The 17548-nt window shown below is 53.5% G+C and carries 16 protein-coding genes and 1 tRNA gene; 9 read left to right on the forward strand and 8 right to left on the reverse strand.

The annotated features are described in order from the left end of the window. Positions 1–37: 37 nt before the first annotated feature. Complete coding sequence (locus ACN9MQ_RS15310) at positions 38–1798, forward strand: DEAD/DEAH box helicase (protein ID WP_020883178.1); 1761 nt, start codon at positions 38–40, stop codon at positions 1796–1798. Positions 1799–1923: 125 nt separating this feature from the next. Continuing rightward, the gene (gene rplY / locus ACN9MQ_RS15315; protein WP_014170941.1) at positions 1924–2208 is read left to right on the forward strand and encodes a 50S ribosomal protein L25; all 285 of its coding nucleotides are present in this window, start codon (positions 1924–1926) and stop codon (positions 2206–2208) included. Positions 2209–2262: 54 nt separating this feature from the next. On the opposite strand, the gene yejK is transcribed toward rplY, so the two are convergent. Then, positions 2263–3270, reverse strand: coding sequence for a nucleoid-associated protein YejK (gene yejK, locus ACN9MQ_RS15320; RefSeq protein WP_014170942.1), 1008 nt, complete (start codon positions 3268–3270; stop codon positions 2263–2265). 134 nt (positions 3271–3404) lie between these two features. Here yejK and ACN9MQ_RS15325 point away from each other — a divergent pair, with 134 nt between their 5' ends. The 5 genes from ACN9MQ_RS15325 to ACN9MQ_RS15345 all read left to right on the forward strand — a co-directional run bounded on the left by ACN9MQ_RS15325 (position 3405) and on the right by ACN9MQ_RS15345 (position 6438). Beyond that, a complete protein-coding gene (locus ACN9MQ_RS15325) occupies positions 3405–3632 on the forward strand; it encodes a YejL family protein (protein ID WP_214605659.1) in 228 nt (75 codons plus the stop codon). Between the two features lie 19 nt (positions 3633–3651). Then, positions 3652–5412, forward strand: a complete 1761-nt coding sequence (gene yejM, locus ACN9MQ_RS15330; RefSeq protein WP_426021367.1) for an LPS biosynthesis-modulating metalloenzyme YejM — start codon at positions 3652–3654, stop codon at positions 5410–5412. Positions 5413–5484: 72 nt separating this feature from the next. Further along, positions 5485–5561: transfer RNA gene (locus tag ACN9MQ_RS15335), tRNA-Pro, on the forward strand. Positions 5562–5747: 186 nt separating this feature from the next. Beyond that, positions 5748–5987 carry a DinI family protein gene (locus tag ACN9MQ_RS15340; RefSeq protein ID WP_014170944.1) on the forward strand — a complete coding sequence of 80 codons (240 nt, stop codon included), beginning with the start codon at positions 5748–5750 and terminating at the stop codon, positions 5985–5987. Between the two features lie 124 nt (positions 5988–6111). Further along, positions 6112–6438 carry an NIPSNAP family protein gene (locus tag ACN9MQ_RS15345; protein ID WP_025203613.1) on the forward strand — a complete coding sequence of 109 codons (327 nt, stop codon included), beginning with the start codon at positions 6112–6114 and terminating at the stop codon, positions 6436–6438. Positions 6439–6743: 305 nt separating this feature from the next. Here the strand turns inward: ACN9MQ_RS15345 and ACN9MQ_RS15350 are convergent, their stop codons facing one another. From ACN9MQ_RS15350 to ACN9MQ_RS15365, 4 genes are all read right to left on the reverse strand, one after another. Next, complete coding sequence (locus ACN9MQ_RS15350; RefSeq protein WP_228176546.1) at positions 6744–7094, reverse strand: hypothetical protein; 351 nt, start codon at positions 7092–7094, stop codon at positions 6744–6746. A 118-nt stretch (positions 7095–7212) separates the two neighbouring features. Next, complete coding sequence (locus ACN9MQ_RS15355) at positions 7213–8172, reverse strand: hypothetical protein (RefSeq protein WP_047742938.1); 960 nt, start codon at positions 8170–8172, stop codon at positions 7213–7215. Between the two features lie 624 nt (positions 8173–8796). Then, positions 8797–9984 (reverse strand): MFS transporter, encoded by a 1188-nt coding sequence (locus tag ACN9MQ_RS15360; RefSeq protein ID WP_032680578.1) that lies wholly within the window; start codon positions 9982–9984, stop codon positions 8797–8799. Between the two features lie 135 nt (positions 9985–10119). Further along, positions 10120–10380, reverse strand: coding sequence for a DUF2534 family protein (locus ACN9MQ_RS15365; protein ID WP_426262648.1), 261 nt, complete (start codon positions 10378–10380; stop codon positions 10120–10122). Between the two features lie 209 nt (positions 10381–10589). Here ACN9MQ_RS15365 and eco point away from each other — a divergent pair, with 209 nt between their 5' ends. Next, a complete protein-coding gene (gene eco / locus ACN9MQ_RS15370; protein ID WP_025203609.1) occupies positions 10590–11093 on the forward strand; it encodes a serine protease inhibitor ecotin in 504 nt (167 codons plus the stop codon). 93 nt (positions 11094–11186) lie between these two features. Here eco and mqo read toward each other — a convergent pair whose 3' ends face one another. After that, positions 11187–12839: a malate dehydrogenase (quinone) gene (gene mqo, locus ACN9MQ_RS15375; protein WP_014170951.1), complete on the reverse strand. Its 1653-nt coding sequence runs from the start codon at positions 12837–12839 to the stop codon at positions 11187–11189. Between the two features lie 187 nt (positions 12840–13026). On the opposite strand from mqo, the gene ACN9MQ_RS15380 reads away from it, so the two are divergent. Next, complete coding sequence (locus tag ACN9MQ_RS15380) at positions 13027–14316, forward strand: SulP family inorganic anion transporter (RefSeq protein WP_244048013.1); 1290 nt, start codon at positions 13027–13029, stop codon at positions 14314–14316. On the opposite strand, the gene mgtE is transcribed toward ACN9MQ_RS15380, so the two are convergent. Then, entirely contained in the window at positions 14279–15715 is a 1437-nt protein-coding gene (gene mgtE, locus ACN9MQ_RS15385; protein ID WP_244047356.1) for a magnesium transporter, read from the reverse strand. The genes ACN9MQ_RS15380 and mgtE overlap by 38 nt on opposite strands. A gap of 147 nt (positions 15716–15862) precedes the next feature. After that, positions 15863–17506, reverse strand: coding sequence for a multidrug ABC transporter permease/ATP-binding protein (locus ACN9MQ_RS15390; RefSeq protein ID WP_047742945.1), 1644 nt, complete (start codon positions 17504–17506; stop codon positions 15863–15865). Positions 17507–17548 lie beyond the last annotated feature (42 nt).

Genomic DNA, 17548 nt, shown 5'->3' on the forward strand with positions numbered 1-17548 from the left:
TGGCATACTATATGCGAAATAACTAAACCGAGACCCCATGACTTTTACACTTCGTCCTTATCAGCAGGAAGCCGTTGACGCCACTCTCGCCTGGTTTCGTAAACACCAGGCACCGGCGGCCATTGTGCTTCCGACCGGTGCTGGCAAAAGCCTGGTGATCGCCGAACTGGCGCGTCTGGCACGCGGACGCGTGCTGGTGCTGGCCCACGTCAAAGAGCTGGTGGCGCAAAACCATGCCAAGTATTGCGCGCTCGGGCTGGAAGCTGACATTTTCGCTGCCGGGCTAAAGCGCAAAGAGAGCCACGGCAAAGTGGTCTTTGGCAGCGTACAGTCGGTGGCCCGCAACCTTGATCTGTTTCGCAGTGAATTTTCGCTGCTGATTGTCGACGAGTGTCACCGCATCAGCGATGACGACGACAGCCAGTATCAGCAAATCCTCACTCACCTGAAAGAGGTGAACCCGCACCTTCGCCTGCTTGGCCTGACGGCGACCCCGTTTCGCCTGGGTAAAGGCTGGATCTATCGCTACCATTATCACGGCATGGTGCGCGGCGATGAGAAAGCGCTGTTCAGCGACTGTATCTATGAACTTCCTTTGCGCTACATGATCAAGCATGGCTACCTGACGCCGCCCGAGCGGCTGGACATGCCGGTGGTGCAGTACGATTTCAGCCGGTTACAGGCGCAGAGCAACGGGTTATTCAGCGAAGCGGAGTTGAACCAGGAGCTGAAAAAGCAAAAGCGCATTACCCCGCATATCATTAGCCAGATAGAAGAGTTCGCCGCGACGCGCAAAGGGGTCATGATCTTTGCCGCCACCGTGGAGCATGCGCGAGAAATTACCGGGCTGCTGCCCGCCGAGGACGCGGCCTTAATCACCGGCGAGACGCCCGGGCCGGAGCGCGACCGCCTGATCGACGCCTTCAAAGCGCAACAATTCCGCTATCTGGTGAACGTGTCGGTGTTAACCACCGGGTTTGATGCCCCGCATGTCGATCTGATTGCCATTTTACGTCCGACCGAATCGGTCAGTCTTTATCAGCAGATTGTGGGCCGCGGCCTGCGCCTGGCGCCCGGGAAAACCGACTGTCTTATTCTGGATTACGCCGGTAACCCGCACGATCTCTACTCTCCGGAAGTCGGCACGCCAAAAGGCAAAAGCGACAACGTCCCCGTTCAGGTCTTTTGCCCTGCCTGTGGTTTTGCCAATACCTTCTGGGGTAAAACCACCGCAGACGGCACGCTGATTGAACATTTTGGCCGCCGCTGTCAGGGCTGGTTTGAAGATGACGAAGGACATCGCGAACAGTGCGATTTCCGTTTCCGCTTTAAAAACTGCCCGCAGTGCAATGCGGAAAACGATATTGCCGCCCGTCGCTGTCGCGAATGCGATACGGTTCTGGTCGATCCTGATGACATGCTAAAAGCAGCGCTGAAGTTAAAAGATGCGCTGGTGCTGCGCTGTTCCGGTATGGCACTGCAACCCGGCGCGGATGACAAAGGCGAGTGGCTGAAAATCACCTATTACGATGAAGACGGCGCAGACGTCAGCGAGCGCTTCAGGGTACATACGCCTGCCCAGCGTATGGCCTTCGAACAACTCTTTATTCGCCCGCACACCCGTACGCCCGGTGTACCGCTGCGCTGGATTACCGTGGCCGATATCGTGCGCCAGCAGGTGTTACTGCGCCACCCGGATTTTGTTGTGGCTCGTATGAAAGGACAGTTCTGGCAGGTTCGGGAAAAGGTGTTTGATTACGAAGGCCGTTTTCGTCGCGCCAACGAATTGCGCGGTTAAGGGGACTTTTCATTGATGTGAGGGGCGTTTGAGTATAAAATGCCGCCCGCTTCATATCCGTGAAGCAGAACACTCACCTGCTGCTGGGTCGCCTGTAGTAGGGTTTAAAATACAGAGAGAAATCAATGTTTACTATCGAAGCAGAAGTACGTAACGTGCAGGGTAAGGGTGCGAGCCGCCGCCTGCGTAACGCTAACAAGTTCCCGGCTATCGTTTACGGTGGCGAAGCTGCTCCAGTTGCAATCGAACTGGATCACGACAAAGTGTGGAACCTGCAGAACAAACCTGAATTCTACAGCGAAGTTCTGACCATCGTTGTTGGCGGTAAAGAAGAAAAAGTGAAAGTTCAGGCTGTTCAGCGTCACGCGTTCAAGCCAAAAGTCACTCACATCGACTTCGTTCGCGCGTAATCGCAAACACGTCGAAAAAAAAGCCCCGCTTCTGCGGGGCTTTTTTTATGCCTGTTATTTCCCGCCAGAGGTGCGGCGCTGAAGCTGATCGCGCAGGTTCGGCGGCGTGCCTTTAATGGTCAGCGTATCGGTGGCCGGATCCCAGAAGATGCGTTCACCCAACAGCATGGCATCAAAGTTGATGGTCAACCCACCGCCGCTACCGGCAAATTTAGTGAGCTGTCGCAGCGTACTGCGATCCGCCGGGAAGCTCTCTTCGAGCTCATAGCCTTTATCAGCGGTAAATTCCTGGAAGCTGACTTCACTGACGCCCGCCAGCTCTTTTGACAGCGACTCCAGCTCAATCTCTTCTCCCGCCTGCAGCTGTTCGTTGCAGTAACTGTACACCTGCTGGCGCACGGTCTGACGCTCAGATTTATCGAGCTGCGCTTCGGCGGTAAAGTCGTCAACCGCCTGCAGCAGCCCTTTGTTCTGCGCTTTGGCGTTAAGACCTTCGCTGGCGCCGAGGAAGTCCATAAAGAAATCAGCCACTTTACGACCGACGCGGCCTTTCAGGAAGGTCAGGTAGCGGGTCGATTCCGGGTTCGTTTCCCACTCGGTTAAATCGATACGCGCCACGATATCCGCATGGTTGATATCAAGATAGTGGGTAGAGCTGATATCCAGCTGCTCATTCACGCGCATGCTGCTTAAATTGTTCAGCACGGTGACCAGCAGATACTCTACTGCCAGGTAGCGATAGTGACAGAACAGGACGATACCGCCGTCTGCGAACGGGTATTTTGCCAGTTCGTCACGCAGACGTCCGGTGGCGGCGCGGCTAAACGCCAGGAAATCCTCTTCGCCCTGACGCTGCAGACGAAGACTATCAGCCAGTTCGCTCTCTTCGCTGAACAGACCATAGGCTTTATTTTTAGCACTGTAGACGCGGTGCAACTCCGCCATCATTTCCACAACGGTCGCCGTGGGTTCCAGTAACGAATCGCGAAGCACCACTTCAAGGGTTTGCTCATCACGCTTGATAAGCTGGTGCAAGGCAATCTGGTTGATTTCCAGACTCATGATAAACTCTCCTTTTAGACCGGGCGGTATTCAACCACCACCAGGTCATGTGTGCAACAACAGATAAAAAAGGGGAAAAAAAGCTGTCGCTACGGTAATATGTTGCCCTTTCATCAACAAACTGATTTTGATTTATGCCACAACATTCCCGCTACAGTGATGAACACGTTGAACAACTGCTCAGTGAGCTGGTCAACGTACTGGAAAGACATAAAACGCCGACCGATCTCTCCCTGATGGTTTTGGGAAATATGGTCACCAACCTTATCAATACCAGCGTTGCTCCGGCTCAGCGTCAGGCGATCGCCAAATCTTTCGCCCAGGCGTTACAGTCCTCCGTCAGCGACGACCAGGCCCATTAAGGGAAACGAACAACAGTTTATGGTGACGAATCGTCAGCGCTACCGTGAAAAAGTCTCCCAGATGGTCAGCTGGGGACACTGGTTTGCCCTGTTCAACATTCTGTTAGCGTCGGTCATTGGCTGTCGTTATCTGTTTGTCGCAGACTGGCCGACAACGCTAACCGGGCGTATTTACTCCTGGATGAGCGTTGTGGGTCACTTTAGCTTTTTGGTTTTCGCCACCTATCTGCTGATCCTGTTCCCCCTGACGTTTATCGTCATGTCGCAGCGGCTCATGCGTTTCTTGTCCGCTATCCTCGCGACGGCGGGGATAACGCTGCTGCTTATCGACAGCGAAGTCTTTACCCGTTTTCACCTGCATCTCAACCCCATCGTCTGGGAACTGGTGATCAACCCGGATCAAAACGAAACGGCCCGTGACTGGCAGCTGATGTTTATCAGCGTTCCGGTGATCCTGCTTATTGAGATGCTGTTTGCCACCTGGAGCTGGCAAAAACTGCGCAGCCTGACCCGGCGCCGCCATTATGCGAAGCCCGTTGCGACGCTCTTTTTCGTCTCCTTTATTAGCTCGCACATCATGTATATCTGGGCGGATGCGAACTTCTATCGCCCTATTACCATGCAGCGCGCTAACCTGCCGCTCTCTTATCCGATGACGGCCCGCCGTTTCCTCGAAAAACACGGCCTGCTGGATGCGCAGGAGTATCAGCGCCGTCTGGTCGAACAGGGTAATCCGGAAGCGGTCAGCGTTCAGTATCCGCTGAGCGAACTACGCTATCGCGATATGGGCCGCGGGCAAAACGTCCTGTTAATCACCGTCGATGGACTGAATTATTCACGTTACGAGAAGCAGATGCCTGCTCTGGCTGATTTCGCCAGTAAGAACGTGACGTTTACACAGCATATGAGTTCCGGTAACTCGACCGATGCGGGTATCTTTGGTCTGTTCTACGGTATTTCAGCCGGATACATGGACGGCGTGCTGTCCGCCCGTATTCCTGCGGCACTGATCACCGGACTTAATCAGCAGGGTTATCAGTTAGGGCTATTCTCTTCGGATGGCTTTAACAGCGCGCTCTATCGCCAGGCGCTGCTGTCAGACTTCTCACTGCCGGCGGCACAGAGCCAGACAGATGAACAGACCGCCAGTCAGTGGATAAGCTGGCTGCAACGCTACGCCCAGGAAGATAACCGCTGGTTCTCGTGGGTTGCCTTAAACGGCACCAACCTTGAGGACACGAATCAGAAAGGCTTTGCGCGCCGCTACAGCCGCGCTGCCGGTGATGTTGATGCACAGATTGGCCGCGTGCTCGACGCGTTGCGCGAGGCTGGCAAGCTGGATAACACCGTCGTGATCGTCACGGCCGGTCATGGTATCCCGTTGGGTGACGAAACGAAGAGCATGGAGTGGTCGCGTCCAAATCTGCATGTTCCGCTGGTGATCCACTGGCCGGGAACGCCGGCGCAGCGCATCAATATGCTGACTGAACATAAAGATGTGATGACGACCCTGATGCAACGTCTGCTGCACGTCAGCACGCCAGCAAACGAATATTCACAGGGGCAGGATCTCTTCAGTGCCACCCGCCGCCATAACTGGGTGACGGCTGCCGGAGAGAGCACGCTGGTGGTGACTACGCCAGCGCTGACGCTGGTGCTGAACAACAATGGGAAGTATCAGACGTATAATCTGCAGGGTGAGCGGTTGAAAGACCAAAAACCGCAGCTGAGCCTGCTGCTGCAGGTTCTGACGGATGAGAAGCGCTTTATCGCTAACTGATTAATTATAAACCAGTTAGCAACAGATTCCCTTGCATTCAAAACGGAATCGAGTAGTATTCTTTTTATGCGTCGGCACGTAGCGCAGCCTGGTAGCGCACCGTCATGGGGTGTCGGGGGTCGGAGGTTCAAATCCTCTCGTGCCGACCAAAAATACTCTTTAAAACCAGCCAGCTATGGCTGGTTTTTTTATTGCTTAATTTCTGATGGGAATCATTACCTGTAGTTTCAGCACCAACGGTCAACACCCCCCCTTAAAACACTCCGCCACGCTTGACGCTGTATATTTTTACAGTAAAAATACCTCCCCCCACTTGAAGTTATTACGGAGGTTTTATGTTTGTTGAATTGGTTTACGATAAGCGAAATGTTCAGGGCCTGGATGGAGCCAGAGAAATTATATTGGCCGAGCTTACGAAGCGAGTGCATAACATCTTCCCTGATGCTGAAGTGAAGGTTAAGCCTATGCAGGCTAACGGACTCAATAGCGATGCCAGCAAAAGCGATCGTGAAAAGTTGAACCGCATGCTGGAGGATATGTTTGAAGAGTCTGATATGTGGCTTACAAATGAATAAATTTCGTTGAAGCCCTCATATCGAATGTACTGGCGCGGACTTTAGCTGATAATTTTCCTTTGTGTAACACAATAACATTGGACAATCGACTTAGTGCGATACACCAACGTCTGGAGCAGTGATGATGAAAACAGTCGAGATACTGCAATACAATTTACACAAAGGCACCGGAGCATTTTTTCATAACGTCATGGCAGAAATTAGCGTTCCCCTACATCAACGCCACGGCATCGATGTGGTGTCGTTTGGTCACTCTCTGCACGATCTTGATTGCTACTATCTCATTCGAGCCTTTGAAAGTATTGAAAATATGAATACGGTGCTTAATTCTTTCTACGCGAGTGCAGACTGGCGCTGCGGGCCTCGTGAGTCCATCATTGACTGCATCGAAACAAGCATTAAGACAGTAATTGATCTGCCACGAGTAAGTGTGGATGGGCTACGAGTGTAAGTCCAAATCTGTTACGTCGCGATTGAGCGTTTACTGCCATATTAGGTTTGGTTCGGTGTATTGAGACAGCCAAAACGAGTCTGAGCTGATACATATCTAACCCTACCCTGCTCCCCATTGATTAACACACCGCGATGTTTGTAATGTCTTCATAAGCCACATGAGGACATCCCCAAGAAGCGTTTTTCCGACCAACATAATCTTGAAAACCAACCCTTCCGGGTTGTTTTTGTATTTCTGCAAAGGGAATTTCGTGTCATGTAACTCACTGGAAAAAAAGGGGCCCGTTTAGGCCCCCTGATGCGTTACTGTTTCACTTTGGCCTTTTCCTCATTGATGACGTTTAGCGCTGCTGCGGTGCAATCACCCTGAGCGATCCTGAGCGTGCCCGCCTGTTGGCGTTGCTCCAACAATGCGGAAAGCGTGTTGTAAACTTTCGTTTCGTGGTGGGCCTGTGCATAGCCCAACGCCTCGCAGATTTGAAAATCTGACATTGCCGCAACACGTTTACCATTTCCCCCCATGAAAGGCCGGGTGCTTAATGCATCCGTTTCGGGTTGAGAAGCAATGCTACATGCTGTTGTAGTCACCGCTGCCAGAATGATGAATGTCCACTGAGCCTTTTTCATCAGTAACGCTTTTTTTAAGGGTTTCACTTAAAATACTTCCCAAATTCGACATGTTGTCGCCTGATTTCTTTCAGGTTTGCCACTATTCCAGCCATACACCAGCCACTGACAACCCCCAAAAACCACCCCATCAAGAGATTTACTATCACCAGTGACCCACGTTTCTGGAGCCAGACTGAGCGCTACCACCACCAATATGATTGCCACCGCCTAAGCCGTGGGCGCTGTTGCTGTTGGCTGCATTGTTGCTGCCGTTCCCCGTTCCATGCTCATGTCGTGAGTTATTACGGCTATGATCGCTTCCCTGACGCTGAGAGACGATCAACGCGTCTACATGCGGAACTGCGATTTGCACATTCGGATCGACTTTGGCGATCTCCCCTGCGGTGGTGGTAGTGGTGACACCATTAACCGTGATATTCACAGGCGTCCCCGGCTTCATACTGGACACAGCAACGTTAATCGAGCCCGTGTCTTTTGTTATGGCAACACTTGTAACGTTATCAGGGGCTTTCGTGGTGGCTGGAGTATGAGTAAGCGAGGGCGCAGTAACCGCCGTGCCAGCGGGTAAGGCTGGACCTGTTGTCGCTTGCTGCATAGACACCACTGCGGCGCGGTAAGTTGTGCCTGTGATTTGTGGCGCAGCCACTGCAGACGTTTTGGTGGCGTCAGGGGTGTTAACGGCAGTTCCTGCAGGTAAGGCTGGCCCTGTTGTGACTTGCTGCATTGAAATCACAGCGTTCCGGTAAGTCGTGCCCGTAATGTGTGGCGTTTTCTGCTGCAGGGGTTGCGGCGTTCTTTGTGTTACAGGTCGCGGCGCATCGGGAGCCGTTTCAGTTGCCTGTACTGCATTAATACGATCGCCTGCAGTGCGTAAGCTGTTTTCGATGTCCCCTAAACGGGCCATATTTTCAGGTGAACGGTCGGCATTGTAAGCCTTTAATGCAGCCTGCTTATCCTCCATGGCCTGATTGGCTTCATTGCGAATCGACTGAATAGCAGTGGCTTTTTCATCCATGGTCATGAAATTAGAAGCGAAGGCGTTCACACTTCCGCATGAAAGCGCAATTATTACGGATAAAGAAATGATAGAATGGCGGTTCATTACAATAATTACCTTTAATTTATGTTAAGGGAAAACAGAAACAACAATTAACTACCCCGGCACATGTCGGGGACTTTTTTCAACAAACGAAACAAGCACTTCAAACCGCGCATAATAACGACTGTAAACGATTACACATTTGATATTTATCAATATCCCTAATTCAAATCGTAGAAATAACAATCAACTCAGCCACTACATTTCCCTGTTAATTCGCTTCAAAACATCTCTATTGTTATCGCAACCAATCATTTTTTTAGTGAATAACACTCAGACGGTGAATTTTTCCGGTTCATTATCCTGCATAAAAAAAGTGAAATAATGTTTCAGTGCACGTGCATTGACGTAACAAAAGCATCCCTCCCCCTGGATAAAGCGCCCTGTCCCTGCATAGCTCGTGTGGCCCCAAGCCAGACACCGTCAGCAATACAGAGAGGGATACATACCCGGATTTCACGCGATAAGCGGTGTGATAATTGAACAACGTGGCGGTATAGCGGGGGGGCTAATTACAGAGGCAGGAATTTATTGCAATTGATGACAGGGCTGGTTGAATCAGCATGAATGCTGTCCAGCCCAGATTCTTACGACTAAAAAAAGAAAAGCATTTTAATAACCGTATTCTTACCGCACTTCGGCAGGCGTTTTACGCAGATAAAGCAGCGTCAGCAAACAAATCACCGCGCCGGCATAAAAGGTATATTCTGCGCCCCACAGTTCCCAGATAGCGCCGGCACCCACGCTGGCCATCAGTAACCCGACCCCGCTGACCAGACTGAAAAGACCAAACGCCGTACCGCGCAAATCCGCAGGTGCTGTTTTGGCCACCATAGCGGCCAGCAGCCCCTGAGTCATCCCCATATGCATGCCCCAGAGCGCAACGCCGACAATAATACCGGTCCAGTGGGTACTCAGGGCCAGAACGACATCAGCGGCAATCAAAACGACTAGCCCCCACTGCAGAAGCCGGGTATGGCTCATACCATCAGAGAGTTTGCCAAACGGATAGGCCGAGAAAGAATAGATCACGTTCATCACCACCATCACCAGCGGGATTAAGGCCAGGGGAACGCCAGACTGTTGCGCACGGAGGACAAGAAAAGCCTCGCTAAAACGTGCCAGTGTGAATACCGCCCCCAGGCCAATGACCCACCAGCACGATTTTCCCAGCCGCGTTAAATTCTCTCTTTTGATGGGATTAGTGCGTTTATGTTCGACAGGGGTTTTCGGCTCCTTCAGGCCGAAATACAGCAGCGCAACCGAAAGAAAGCCGGGGATCAGGGCTATCCAGAAAACCGCGCGAAAATCATTGTGTAGCAGCAGCATTAACCCCACGGCCAGTAGTGGCCCCAGAAATGCGCCGGTGGTATCCATAGACTGACGCAGGCCATATGCCGCCCCACGCAGTTCCGGCGGGGTGATATCTGCAACCAGCGCATCCCGTGGAGCACCGCGGATCCCCTTCCCCGCACGATCCATCAGGCGCGCGCCTAAAACCATCCCCGAAGAGGATGCGAGGGCGAAAAAGGGTTTGCTCAGCGCACCGAGGCCATACCCGAGTAGCGCCAGCCCTTTACGCTTGCCAAGATAGTCGCTAATCGCCCCCGAAAAGACTTTGATAAAGAGAGCGGTAGCCTCCGCGAGCCCTTCAATCAGGCCGATAACCAACACGCTCGTTCCCAGCGTAGTCACCATAAACAGTGGAAGCAGGCTGTGAATACTCTCTGACGAGATGTCCATCAACATACTGACGCCACCCACTACCCAGACCCCACGAGGGATCCGGCTGAGTACCGTAAATCTGGAAAGCATCTGTAACTCCTGCTCTGAAAACAGTGGCCTGACTGCTTACAGAATAGGATACGACGGATTAAAAACCTGAGGAAGAACAACGAGCCAATAAAAAAGCCAGCGCTCAGGCTGGCTTTTTTATCGCAGGAAAGGCGTTTAGTGTTTATCACGCCCACCCAGGACGAAAATGCCCAGCGGAATGGCAAGCAGCACGGTGAACACCAGGCTATAAACAAAGATCATCGCTGATTGCAGGACATACATGCTGGTCGTCCAGGCAGAGAGAGGAATGTTGTACTGTTCAATAACGCCAACAATGGTTGCCCGCCCAACACACGCGGCAGCAATCATAAACACAACCAGTAGCGCCAACAGGAACTTGCGGCCTTCAGGTGTTTTCAGTTTTGCACGTACCATCTCTCTCTTCCCTTCACAGATGAATAACATTATGTGGCGCTTAAAATAACACGATCTGCCGCCAGACTCCAATGCAGTACAAACAACCACTCATTGCGCATGAATAGAGTTTTATACGCTGCCAATATTGAAAATGTAAGTAAATTACACTAACCATTCACGAACATTATGTTAACCTGTGCCTGATAGTTTGACATAAAGGAATGACTGTGAAAAAAGCACCTAAATTTGCCATTGCCCTGATTGCCGCCGCATGCGTTAGCACCAGCGCTTTCGCCAGCGACACCCCTAAAGCGCAGCCTCTGGAAAAAGTAGCGCCTTATCCGCAAGCGGAAAAAGGAATGAAGCGTCAGGTCATTCAGTTACCCGCTCAGCAGGATGAAGCGAATTTCAAAGTGGAACTGTTAATTGGCCAGACGCTGGAAGTGGACTGCAACCAGCACCGTCTGGGCGGTCAGCTGGAAAGCAAAACCCTGGAAGGTTGGGGCTACGACTATTACGTCTTTGATAAAGTGACGTCTCCGGTTTCGACCATGATGGCCTGCCCGGATGGCAAGAAAGAGAAGAAATTTGTTACCGCGTATCTGGGTGACAACAGTCTGCTGCGCTATAACAGCAAGCTGCCAATCGTCGTTTATACGCCTGCAAACGTGGAAGTGAAATATCGCGTGTGGAAGGCGGAAGAAGAGACGGGCACCGCAGAAGTCCGTTAAGGATAAGCCGTGTGGCGATTTCGCCTGACCCGGCCATGATACTGTGCGGTTTAATAAGCCGGGTAAGCGCTAACGCTACCCGGCTTTTTCACATCAGAGTGCGATATCCGCGACCGGTTTGTTTTCCGCCTGAGGCTTCAGCTCTGCCTTTGGTGCTGCGTCAGCAGCAGCTTGCGGCTTCACATATTGCAGCTGCAGAACGCGGCTGGTGTATTCCAGTTCCTGTTCCGTCGCGTCAACGTTACCGTTCAGCTTAGTGCCGTAAGAAGGAATAATGGTTTTCAGTTTTGCCTGCCATTCCGGGCTGGCAACTTTGTCTTTAAACACTTTTTCCATCAGATGCAGCATGATTGGCGCAGCGGTAGAAGCTCCCGGTGACGCACCCAGCAGCGCAGCAACAGTGCCTTCTTTGTCACTGACCACTTCGGTACCCAGACGCAGTACACCGCCCTCTTTCGGATCGCGTTTGATGATCTGCACACGCTGACCCGCCTGCCACAAACGCCAGTCTTCTTTCTTCGCCTGCGGATAGTACTCTTTCAGCGCGTCAAAGCGTTCATCGTCAGAGAGCATCACCTGGCTAATCAGGTATTTCACCAGATCGAAGTTATCCAGACCGACGTCCATCATGGGCTTAACGTTAGAGGTGGTGGTCGCACTCAGCAGGTCCCACAGGGAACCGTTTTTCAGGAACTTCGTGGAGAAGGTCGCGAATGGCCCGAACAGCACCACACGTTTACCGTCAAGCACGCGGGTGTCGATGTGCGGAACGGACATGGGTGGCGCACCAACGGAAGCCTGACCGTAGACTTTTGCCAGGTGACGATTCACCACTTCCGGGTTTTCAGACACCAGGAACTGACCGCCCACCGGGAAGCCTGCGTAATCGTCCGCTTCCGGAATACCGGTTTCCTGCAGCAGTTTCAGCGCCGCGCCGCCCGCACCAATAAAGACAAACTTCGCCTTGATGACGTGCTCTTCTTCATTGTGTTTCAGATCGGCAACGGTCACGCTCCAGCTGTTATCCGCATTGCGCTTGAAACCACGCACTTCGGTGCTGAGCTGCAGATTAAAGTTCTCTTTTTTCTGCAGGGAACCTACCAGCTGGCGGGTAATTTCGCCGTAGTTCACGTCAGTACCAATTTCAGTACGGGTCGCGGCGACTTTCTGGTTCGGGTCACGACCTTCCATGACCAGCGGAGCCCACTCTTTAATCTGCGCGTGATCTTCGGAGTATTTCATGCCGCGGAACAGCGTGCTCTGCTGCAGAGCCGCATAGCGCGCACGCAGGAAGTTAACGTTCTGCTCGCCCCACACAAAGCTCATGTGCGGCACGGTGTTGATGAAGGAGTGCGGATCGTGCATTACGCCGCTGTTCACCTGGTGAGACCAGAACTGGCGAGAAATCTGGAATGCTTCGTTGATCTCAACCGCCTTCTCGATACTAATGGAACCGTCCTTTTTCTGCGGTGTGTAGTTCAGTTCCATGAGTGCCGAATGGCCCGTACCGGCGTTGTTCCAGCCGTTCGAGCTCTCCTGCGCCACGCCATCGAGGCGCTCGACCATGGTCATAGACCAGTCTGGCTGCAGTTCTTGCAGATAGGTTCCCAGCGTGGCGCTCATAATACCGCCACCAATTAAAAGGACGTCCGTTTCCTGCTCTTTTGGCGTGTCAGCTTTTGCCGCCATTGAGACGGTATTCAGCCCCACGGCCAGAGACAAGAGCATGGCAGTCATTTTTTTCATAATTTATGCCTTAGTGTAAAAGTGCGTGATGCGTGGAAATTGCAGGTGAAAAAAGCTGCGCGGGAACGGTAACAACTTTTAAATGGTGTTTAAAGGTTAAGAAATTATTGTAATTGTGAAATTTAATGATGGATTGTTTGTGAGGGATTACCTATGCGGCTGGCAAAAGGCGGCTTTTCTGGCTAGTATGTTGCGTTTTGTGATCGCGCGCACGGAAGCCTGCCCTAACCTGCGAAGTGTTATGTCATTACCCGATTCTTCTTTACCCCATGAAGGCCATGTCGCCTCGGTGTTACGCTCTCCCCGGCTGCTGATGCGTGAAACGCTGGCGGGCGTGATTACTGCCCTGGCGCTTATTCCTGAAGTGATTTCGTTTTCTGTCGTGGCAGGGGTTGATCCTAAAGTCAGCCTGATTGCTTCCGTGGTGCTGTGTCTTGCCCTGTCCGTGCTCGGCGGCCGCCCGGCAATGGTCACGGCGGCAGCGGGTTCCGTGGCGCTGGTGATTGGCCCGATGGTGCATCAGCATGGCGTGCAGTACATTTTGCCGGCCGTTCTGCTGGCCGGGGCGATCCAGATCCTCTTCGGCGTGCTCGGTATGGCGCGACTGATGCGCTTTATTCCGCAGTCGGTGATGACCGGGTTTGTTAACGCGCTCGGTATTTTGATTTTCTTCGCCCAGGTTCCCCATTTCTGGAGCCGAAGCCCGCTGATTGTGGGCCTGTTCGTGCTGACGCTGCTGATCGTCCTCTGGGTGCCCCGCTATATCAAAAGTATCCCCGCGCCGCTTATTGCCATTGTGGTGTTAACCCTGTTTACCGTGACCACCGGGCAAATCCTGCCGACCGTGGGTGACGAAGGCACTATGAGCGGTGGCCTGCCCGGGCTGACGCAGCTGCTTGTCCCGCTGAACACCGATACGCTGAGCATTATCTGGCCATGCGCATTAAGCATTGCGTTTGTGGGTCTGCTGGAGTCGCTGCTGACGGCAAAACTGGTGGATGAGCTGACGGCAACCCCGTCCGGCAAGCGCCGCGAAAGCATTGGTCTGGGCATCGGTAACATTCTGGCCGGCTGGTATGGCGGTATCGCAGGCTGCGCCATGATTGGTCAAACCATCGTCAACGTGGAGATGGGCAAAGGCCGCAGCCGCATTTCCACTGTTGCGGCCGGTCTGGTGCTTCTGGTGCTGGTGACGGCGCTGAGTGAAGTGATGGCCCGCATCCCGATGGCCGTGCTGGCCGGGATTATGGCGATTGTCGCCGTCAAAACCTTCAGCTGGAATAGCCTGCAGCCCGCGACGGTGAAAAATGCCCCCATTGCGGAAACGGTCGTGATGCTGGTGACCGTTGCAGCCACGGTTTCAACCGGCAACCTGGCCATTGGCGTGCTGGGCGGGATTATCGTGATGGCACTCCTTCCCGCCCGAATTAAGCGTCGGGTTAAAGAAGAAAAAGCGTTGCCAGCCCAAGAAAAATAAAGAAGCCGCCCGTATCGGTGATGGCAGTGATCATCACGCTCGACCCTACTGCGGGGTCGCGCCCGAGCTTTGTCATCGTCAACGGGATGATGACGCCCATCATCGACGCAACCAGCAGGTTCAGCACCATCGCCAGCATCATCACGCCGCCTAATGCCATATCGTCGTACAACCACCAGGTAATGCCGCCCATAATTCCGCCCCACACCAGGCCATTAATCAGCGCCACGCCCATCTCTCTGAAGATCAGGAAGGCAAAGTTACCCGGCTGAATGTTCTCCAGCGCCAGCGCGCGAACAATCATGGTGATGGTCTGGTTGCCGGTGTTGCCGCCTACCCCGGCCACAATCGGCATCAGCGAGGCTAACGCGACCAGCTGCGAAATGGTGTGTTCGAAGCCATCAATCACGCGGGAGGCGATAAACGCGGTACAGAGGTTAATGGCAAGCCAGGCCCAGCGGGTTTTGACCGCCTTGCCCACAGAGGCATGGACGTCATCTTCGGCGCTGATCCCCCCAAGCGCACGCAGATCGTTATCGGTCTCTTCGTAGACCACGTCAACGATCTCATCGATTGTCAGACGTCCCATCAGCTTGCCGACCGAGTCCACGACCGCCGCACTCACGAGGTTGTCACGTTCGAAGGTACGCGCGGCTTTTTCCGCGTCATCCTCCGGCGAGAAGACCATCGGCTCGTTTTCCATGACCTCGCTCACCCGCCGCTGAGTGCTGTTGAGCAGGATCGTTTTCAGCTCCAGCTCACCAAGCAAGGTTTTATCCCGCGAGGTTACGAACAGTTTATCGGTGTTGTCGGGCATACTCCCCAGGCGGCGTAAATAACGCTGCACCGTGCCGAGCGTGACGTCCGGGCGCACCGTGATGACGCCAAACTCCATAATTGCGCCAACGCTGTGTTTATCGTAGTGCATCACCTGGCGCACGCGCGCCCGTTCATCGGCAGGCAACGAGGCCAGCAGTCGGCCGGTCAGGTTACGCGGCAGGTGTTGAACAAGGTAAATCTGTTCGTCGATATCCAGCGTTTGCAGGGCATCAAGAATATCCCGGTCGCTCATCTCATCGATAAGGTCATCCCAGACGTTTTCCGACGCCTCCAGCAGCACCTGCCCGCGCTCGTGATCCTGCACCAAACGCCACAGGGCGTGACGCTCTTCCGAGGGAAGTGCTTCGAGGGTATCCGCCAGGTCGGGCGGAGGCAAATGGGCAACCAGTGCACCTACCTCAGCAATATCGTCGGCTAAAGTGCCGACATCATATTGCTCAGCCAGGGTCAGTTTGCCCAGTAACGCAGACGTGACCGCTTTATCGGTCGTGAGAAGCCAGATGAGACGCGCACGTTCCTGGTCACGCTGCCGGGCGCTGTTTTTCTTTAATACCGACATCAATCATAAATCCATGAAATGAGATGGCATTAAGCATAGCGCGGGGATATGTAAATAAGAATAAACAACGGGACGGGATGCATAAAAAAGCGGCACATCGGCCGCGATTTTATCCCCTCTCCCGGTTGGAGAGGGGAAGACGAGACATCAGGCCGTGCGCGCTACCGCATCACGAGACGCCGCATCGCGCTCCTCGCCGGTCAACTCGCTGAGCTTACCGTCGCGCATCTCCAGCAGACGGTCGGCATGAATGAAGTAGTGATCGTCATGGCTGATGGCGAAAATAGTTTTGCCCATCGCCTTCATCAGCGGCAGTAACACCTGATAAAACTCGCGGCGGAAATGCGGGTCCTGGTCTGCCGCCCACTCATCAAGCAGGATGATGTCGCGCTCTTCAGCCAGTGCCAACAGCAATGCCACGCGCTTTTTCTGCCCCTTCGAGAGTTTCAGGTTCAGGATTTTACCGTCCTGAAGCTCAAGCTTATGGGACATCTGCAGTTGCCCAAGCCATTTCTCCACCAGCGCAGGGTTAGCCTGCTGCCCTTCCGGCCCCAGCAGCTGATCAAAGAGCCAGACATCGGTGAAGACCGCCGAGAAGAGCTTGCGATAATCCTCTGGTTTCTCCGCGCTCAGCGCTTTACCATCCAGCAAAATCTCGCCCGATTGCGGCTGATATAAACCGGTGAGCAGCATCGCCAGCGTGGATTTCCCGCTACCGTTACCGCCAATCAGGAACAGCAGTTCGCCGCGATGAATCGTCAGGTTTACCGGTCCGACGGAAAAAGCGTTGTCCTGATAGCGGAACATGACGTTACGCAGCTCCAGGGTTTGCCAGTTCGGGAAGGCCTGCGGGCGTGGGAATTCGGCTTTAAACGGTGCGAGATCGAATTTATTGAGCTTGTTAAACGCCACCTGAGCGCTCAGCAACGTTGGCAATGCGCCCACGGCGGAGAGGAGCGGTGTACGTAAAAACAGCAGCGTCAGTGAATAGGTCGCCGCGACGTTGGTATCCGCCCATCCCAGACTGTTCGCCATCCAGAAGACCAGGCCAATGGCGCCCAACATCATAATGTTCGACCAGTTCACCGCGCTCAGGTGGAAGGTATCGGCGCGAATGATGTGATGCCGGTATTCGCGGGCATCGGGAATATAGAGATGGTTAAAGATATGCTCGGCACGCTCGCGATTCAGGGTCAGCTCTTTACGCCCTTCCAGCACGGTCTGGTAATCGTTATAGAGCTTATCCTCGGTTTCACGCAGCACCGCCATGTGTTTATAGACGCGCGACACCAGCAGAAAACCGCCCCAGATGGTGATAACAATCCACAGCGCAGTGACCGCCAGCATTTTTGTGGAGAGCCAGGCGAGATACGCCGCCGAACCAAAGGTCAAAATAATGCCCTGCACCAGCTCCGGCAGACGAACGAAGGCAATGGTAATGGCGCGCACGTCGCTGGTCAGCCCTGCCAGCAGGGAAGCACTTCCAAGCTGCTCAACGCGTTCTACCTGCGTGTCCAGAATACGCTTGATAAATTCACTGCGCAGACGGAAAACGAAATGGTGTCCCAGCGCCGTCAGCGCCAGCTGCGAGCCGAGCGTCACCGCCATCAACAGCAGTAGCAGGCCAAGAAACTCCGGCAGGACGGCGAGTGAGGTATCGACCATTTCAATCAAGCGCACGTTAATAAACGCGATCAGGCCGATACCTAACGCGGCGCTGGCGAGGCTTAACGCCATGACGGCAATGAAGGGCCAGCGATACTGACGCCAGACGAGGAGAAGTAGTTGCATGCAGGCAATCCGGGCAATAAAAATCAGCCAGCAGTTTAAACT

It is taken from the genome of Enterobacter sp. R-25, assembly GCF_049913205.1.
GTDB lineage: Bacteria > Pseudomonadota > Gammaproteobacteria > Enterobacterales > Enterobacteriaceae > Enterobacter > Enterobacter ludwigii.

Excerpts from the sequence above, each read along its gene's own strand:
- rplY (WP_014170941.1), top strand. The coding sequence starts at position 1,924 with ATGTTTACTATCGAAGCAGAAGTACGTAACGTGCAGGGTAAGGGTGCG.
- mgtE (WP_244047356.1), bottom strand. The coding sequence starts at position 15,715 with ATGTCGGTATTAAAGAAAAACAGCGCCCGGCAGCGTGACCAGGAACGT.
- yejK (WP_014170942.1), bottom strand. The coding sequence starts at position 3,270 with ATGAGTCTGGAAATCAACCAGATTGCCTTGCACCAGCTTATCAAGCGT.
- ACN9MQ_RS15380 (WP_244048013.1), top strand. The coding sequence starts at position 13,027 with ATGTTGCGTTTTGTGATCGCGCGCACGGAAGCCTGCCCTAACCTGCGA.
- ACN9MQ_RS15310 (WP_020883178.1), top strand. The coding sequence starts at position 38 with ATGACTTTTACACTTCGTCCTTATCAGCAGGAAGCCGTTGACGCCACT.
- ACN9MQ_RS15360 (WP_032680578.1), bottom strand. The coding sequence starts at position 9,984 with ATGCTTTCCAGATTTACGGTACTCAGCCGGATCCCTCGTGGGGTCTGG.
- ACN9MQ_RS15365 (WP_426262648.1), bottom strand. The coding sequence starts at position 10,380 with ATGGTACGTGCAAAACTGAAAACACCTGAAGGCCGCAAGTTCCTGTTG.
- ACN9MQ_RS15355 (WP_047742938.1), bottom strand. The coding sequence starts at position 8,172 with ATGAACCGCCATTCTATCATTTCTTTATCCGTAATAATTGCGCTTTCA.
- yejM (WP_426021367.1), top strand. The coding sequence starts at position 3,652 with ATGGTGACGAATCGTCAGCGCTACCGTGAAAAAGTCTCCCAGATGGTC.
- ACN9MQ_RS15325 (WP_214605659.1), top strand. The coding sequence starts at position 3,405 with ATGCCACAACATTCCCGCTACAGTGATGAACACGTTGAACAACTGCTC.
- mqo (WP_014170951.1), bottom strand. The coding sequence starts at position 12,839 with ATGAAAAAAATGACTGCCATGCTCTTGTCTCTGGCCGTGGGGCTGAAT.
- ACN9MQ_RS15340 (WP_014170944.1), top strand. The coding sequence starts at position 5,748 with ATGTTTGTTGAATTGGTTTACGATAAGCGAAATGTTCAGGGCCTGGAT.
- ACN9MQ_RS15345 (WP_025203613.1), top strand. The coding sequence starts at position 6,112 with ATGAAAACAGTCGAGATACTGCAATACAATTTACACAAAGGCACCGGA.
- ACN9MQ_RS15390 (WP_047742945.1), bottom strand. The coding sequence starts at position 17,506 with ATGCAACTACTTCTCCTCGTCTGGCGTCAGTATCGCTGGCCCTTCATT.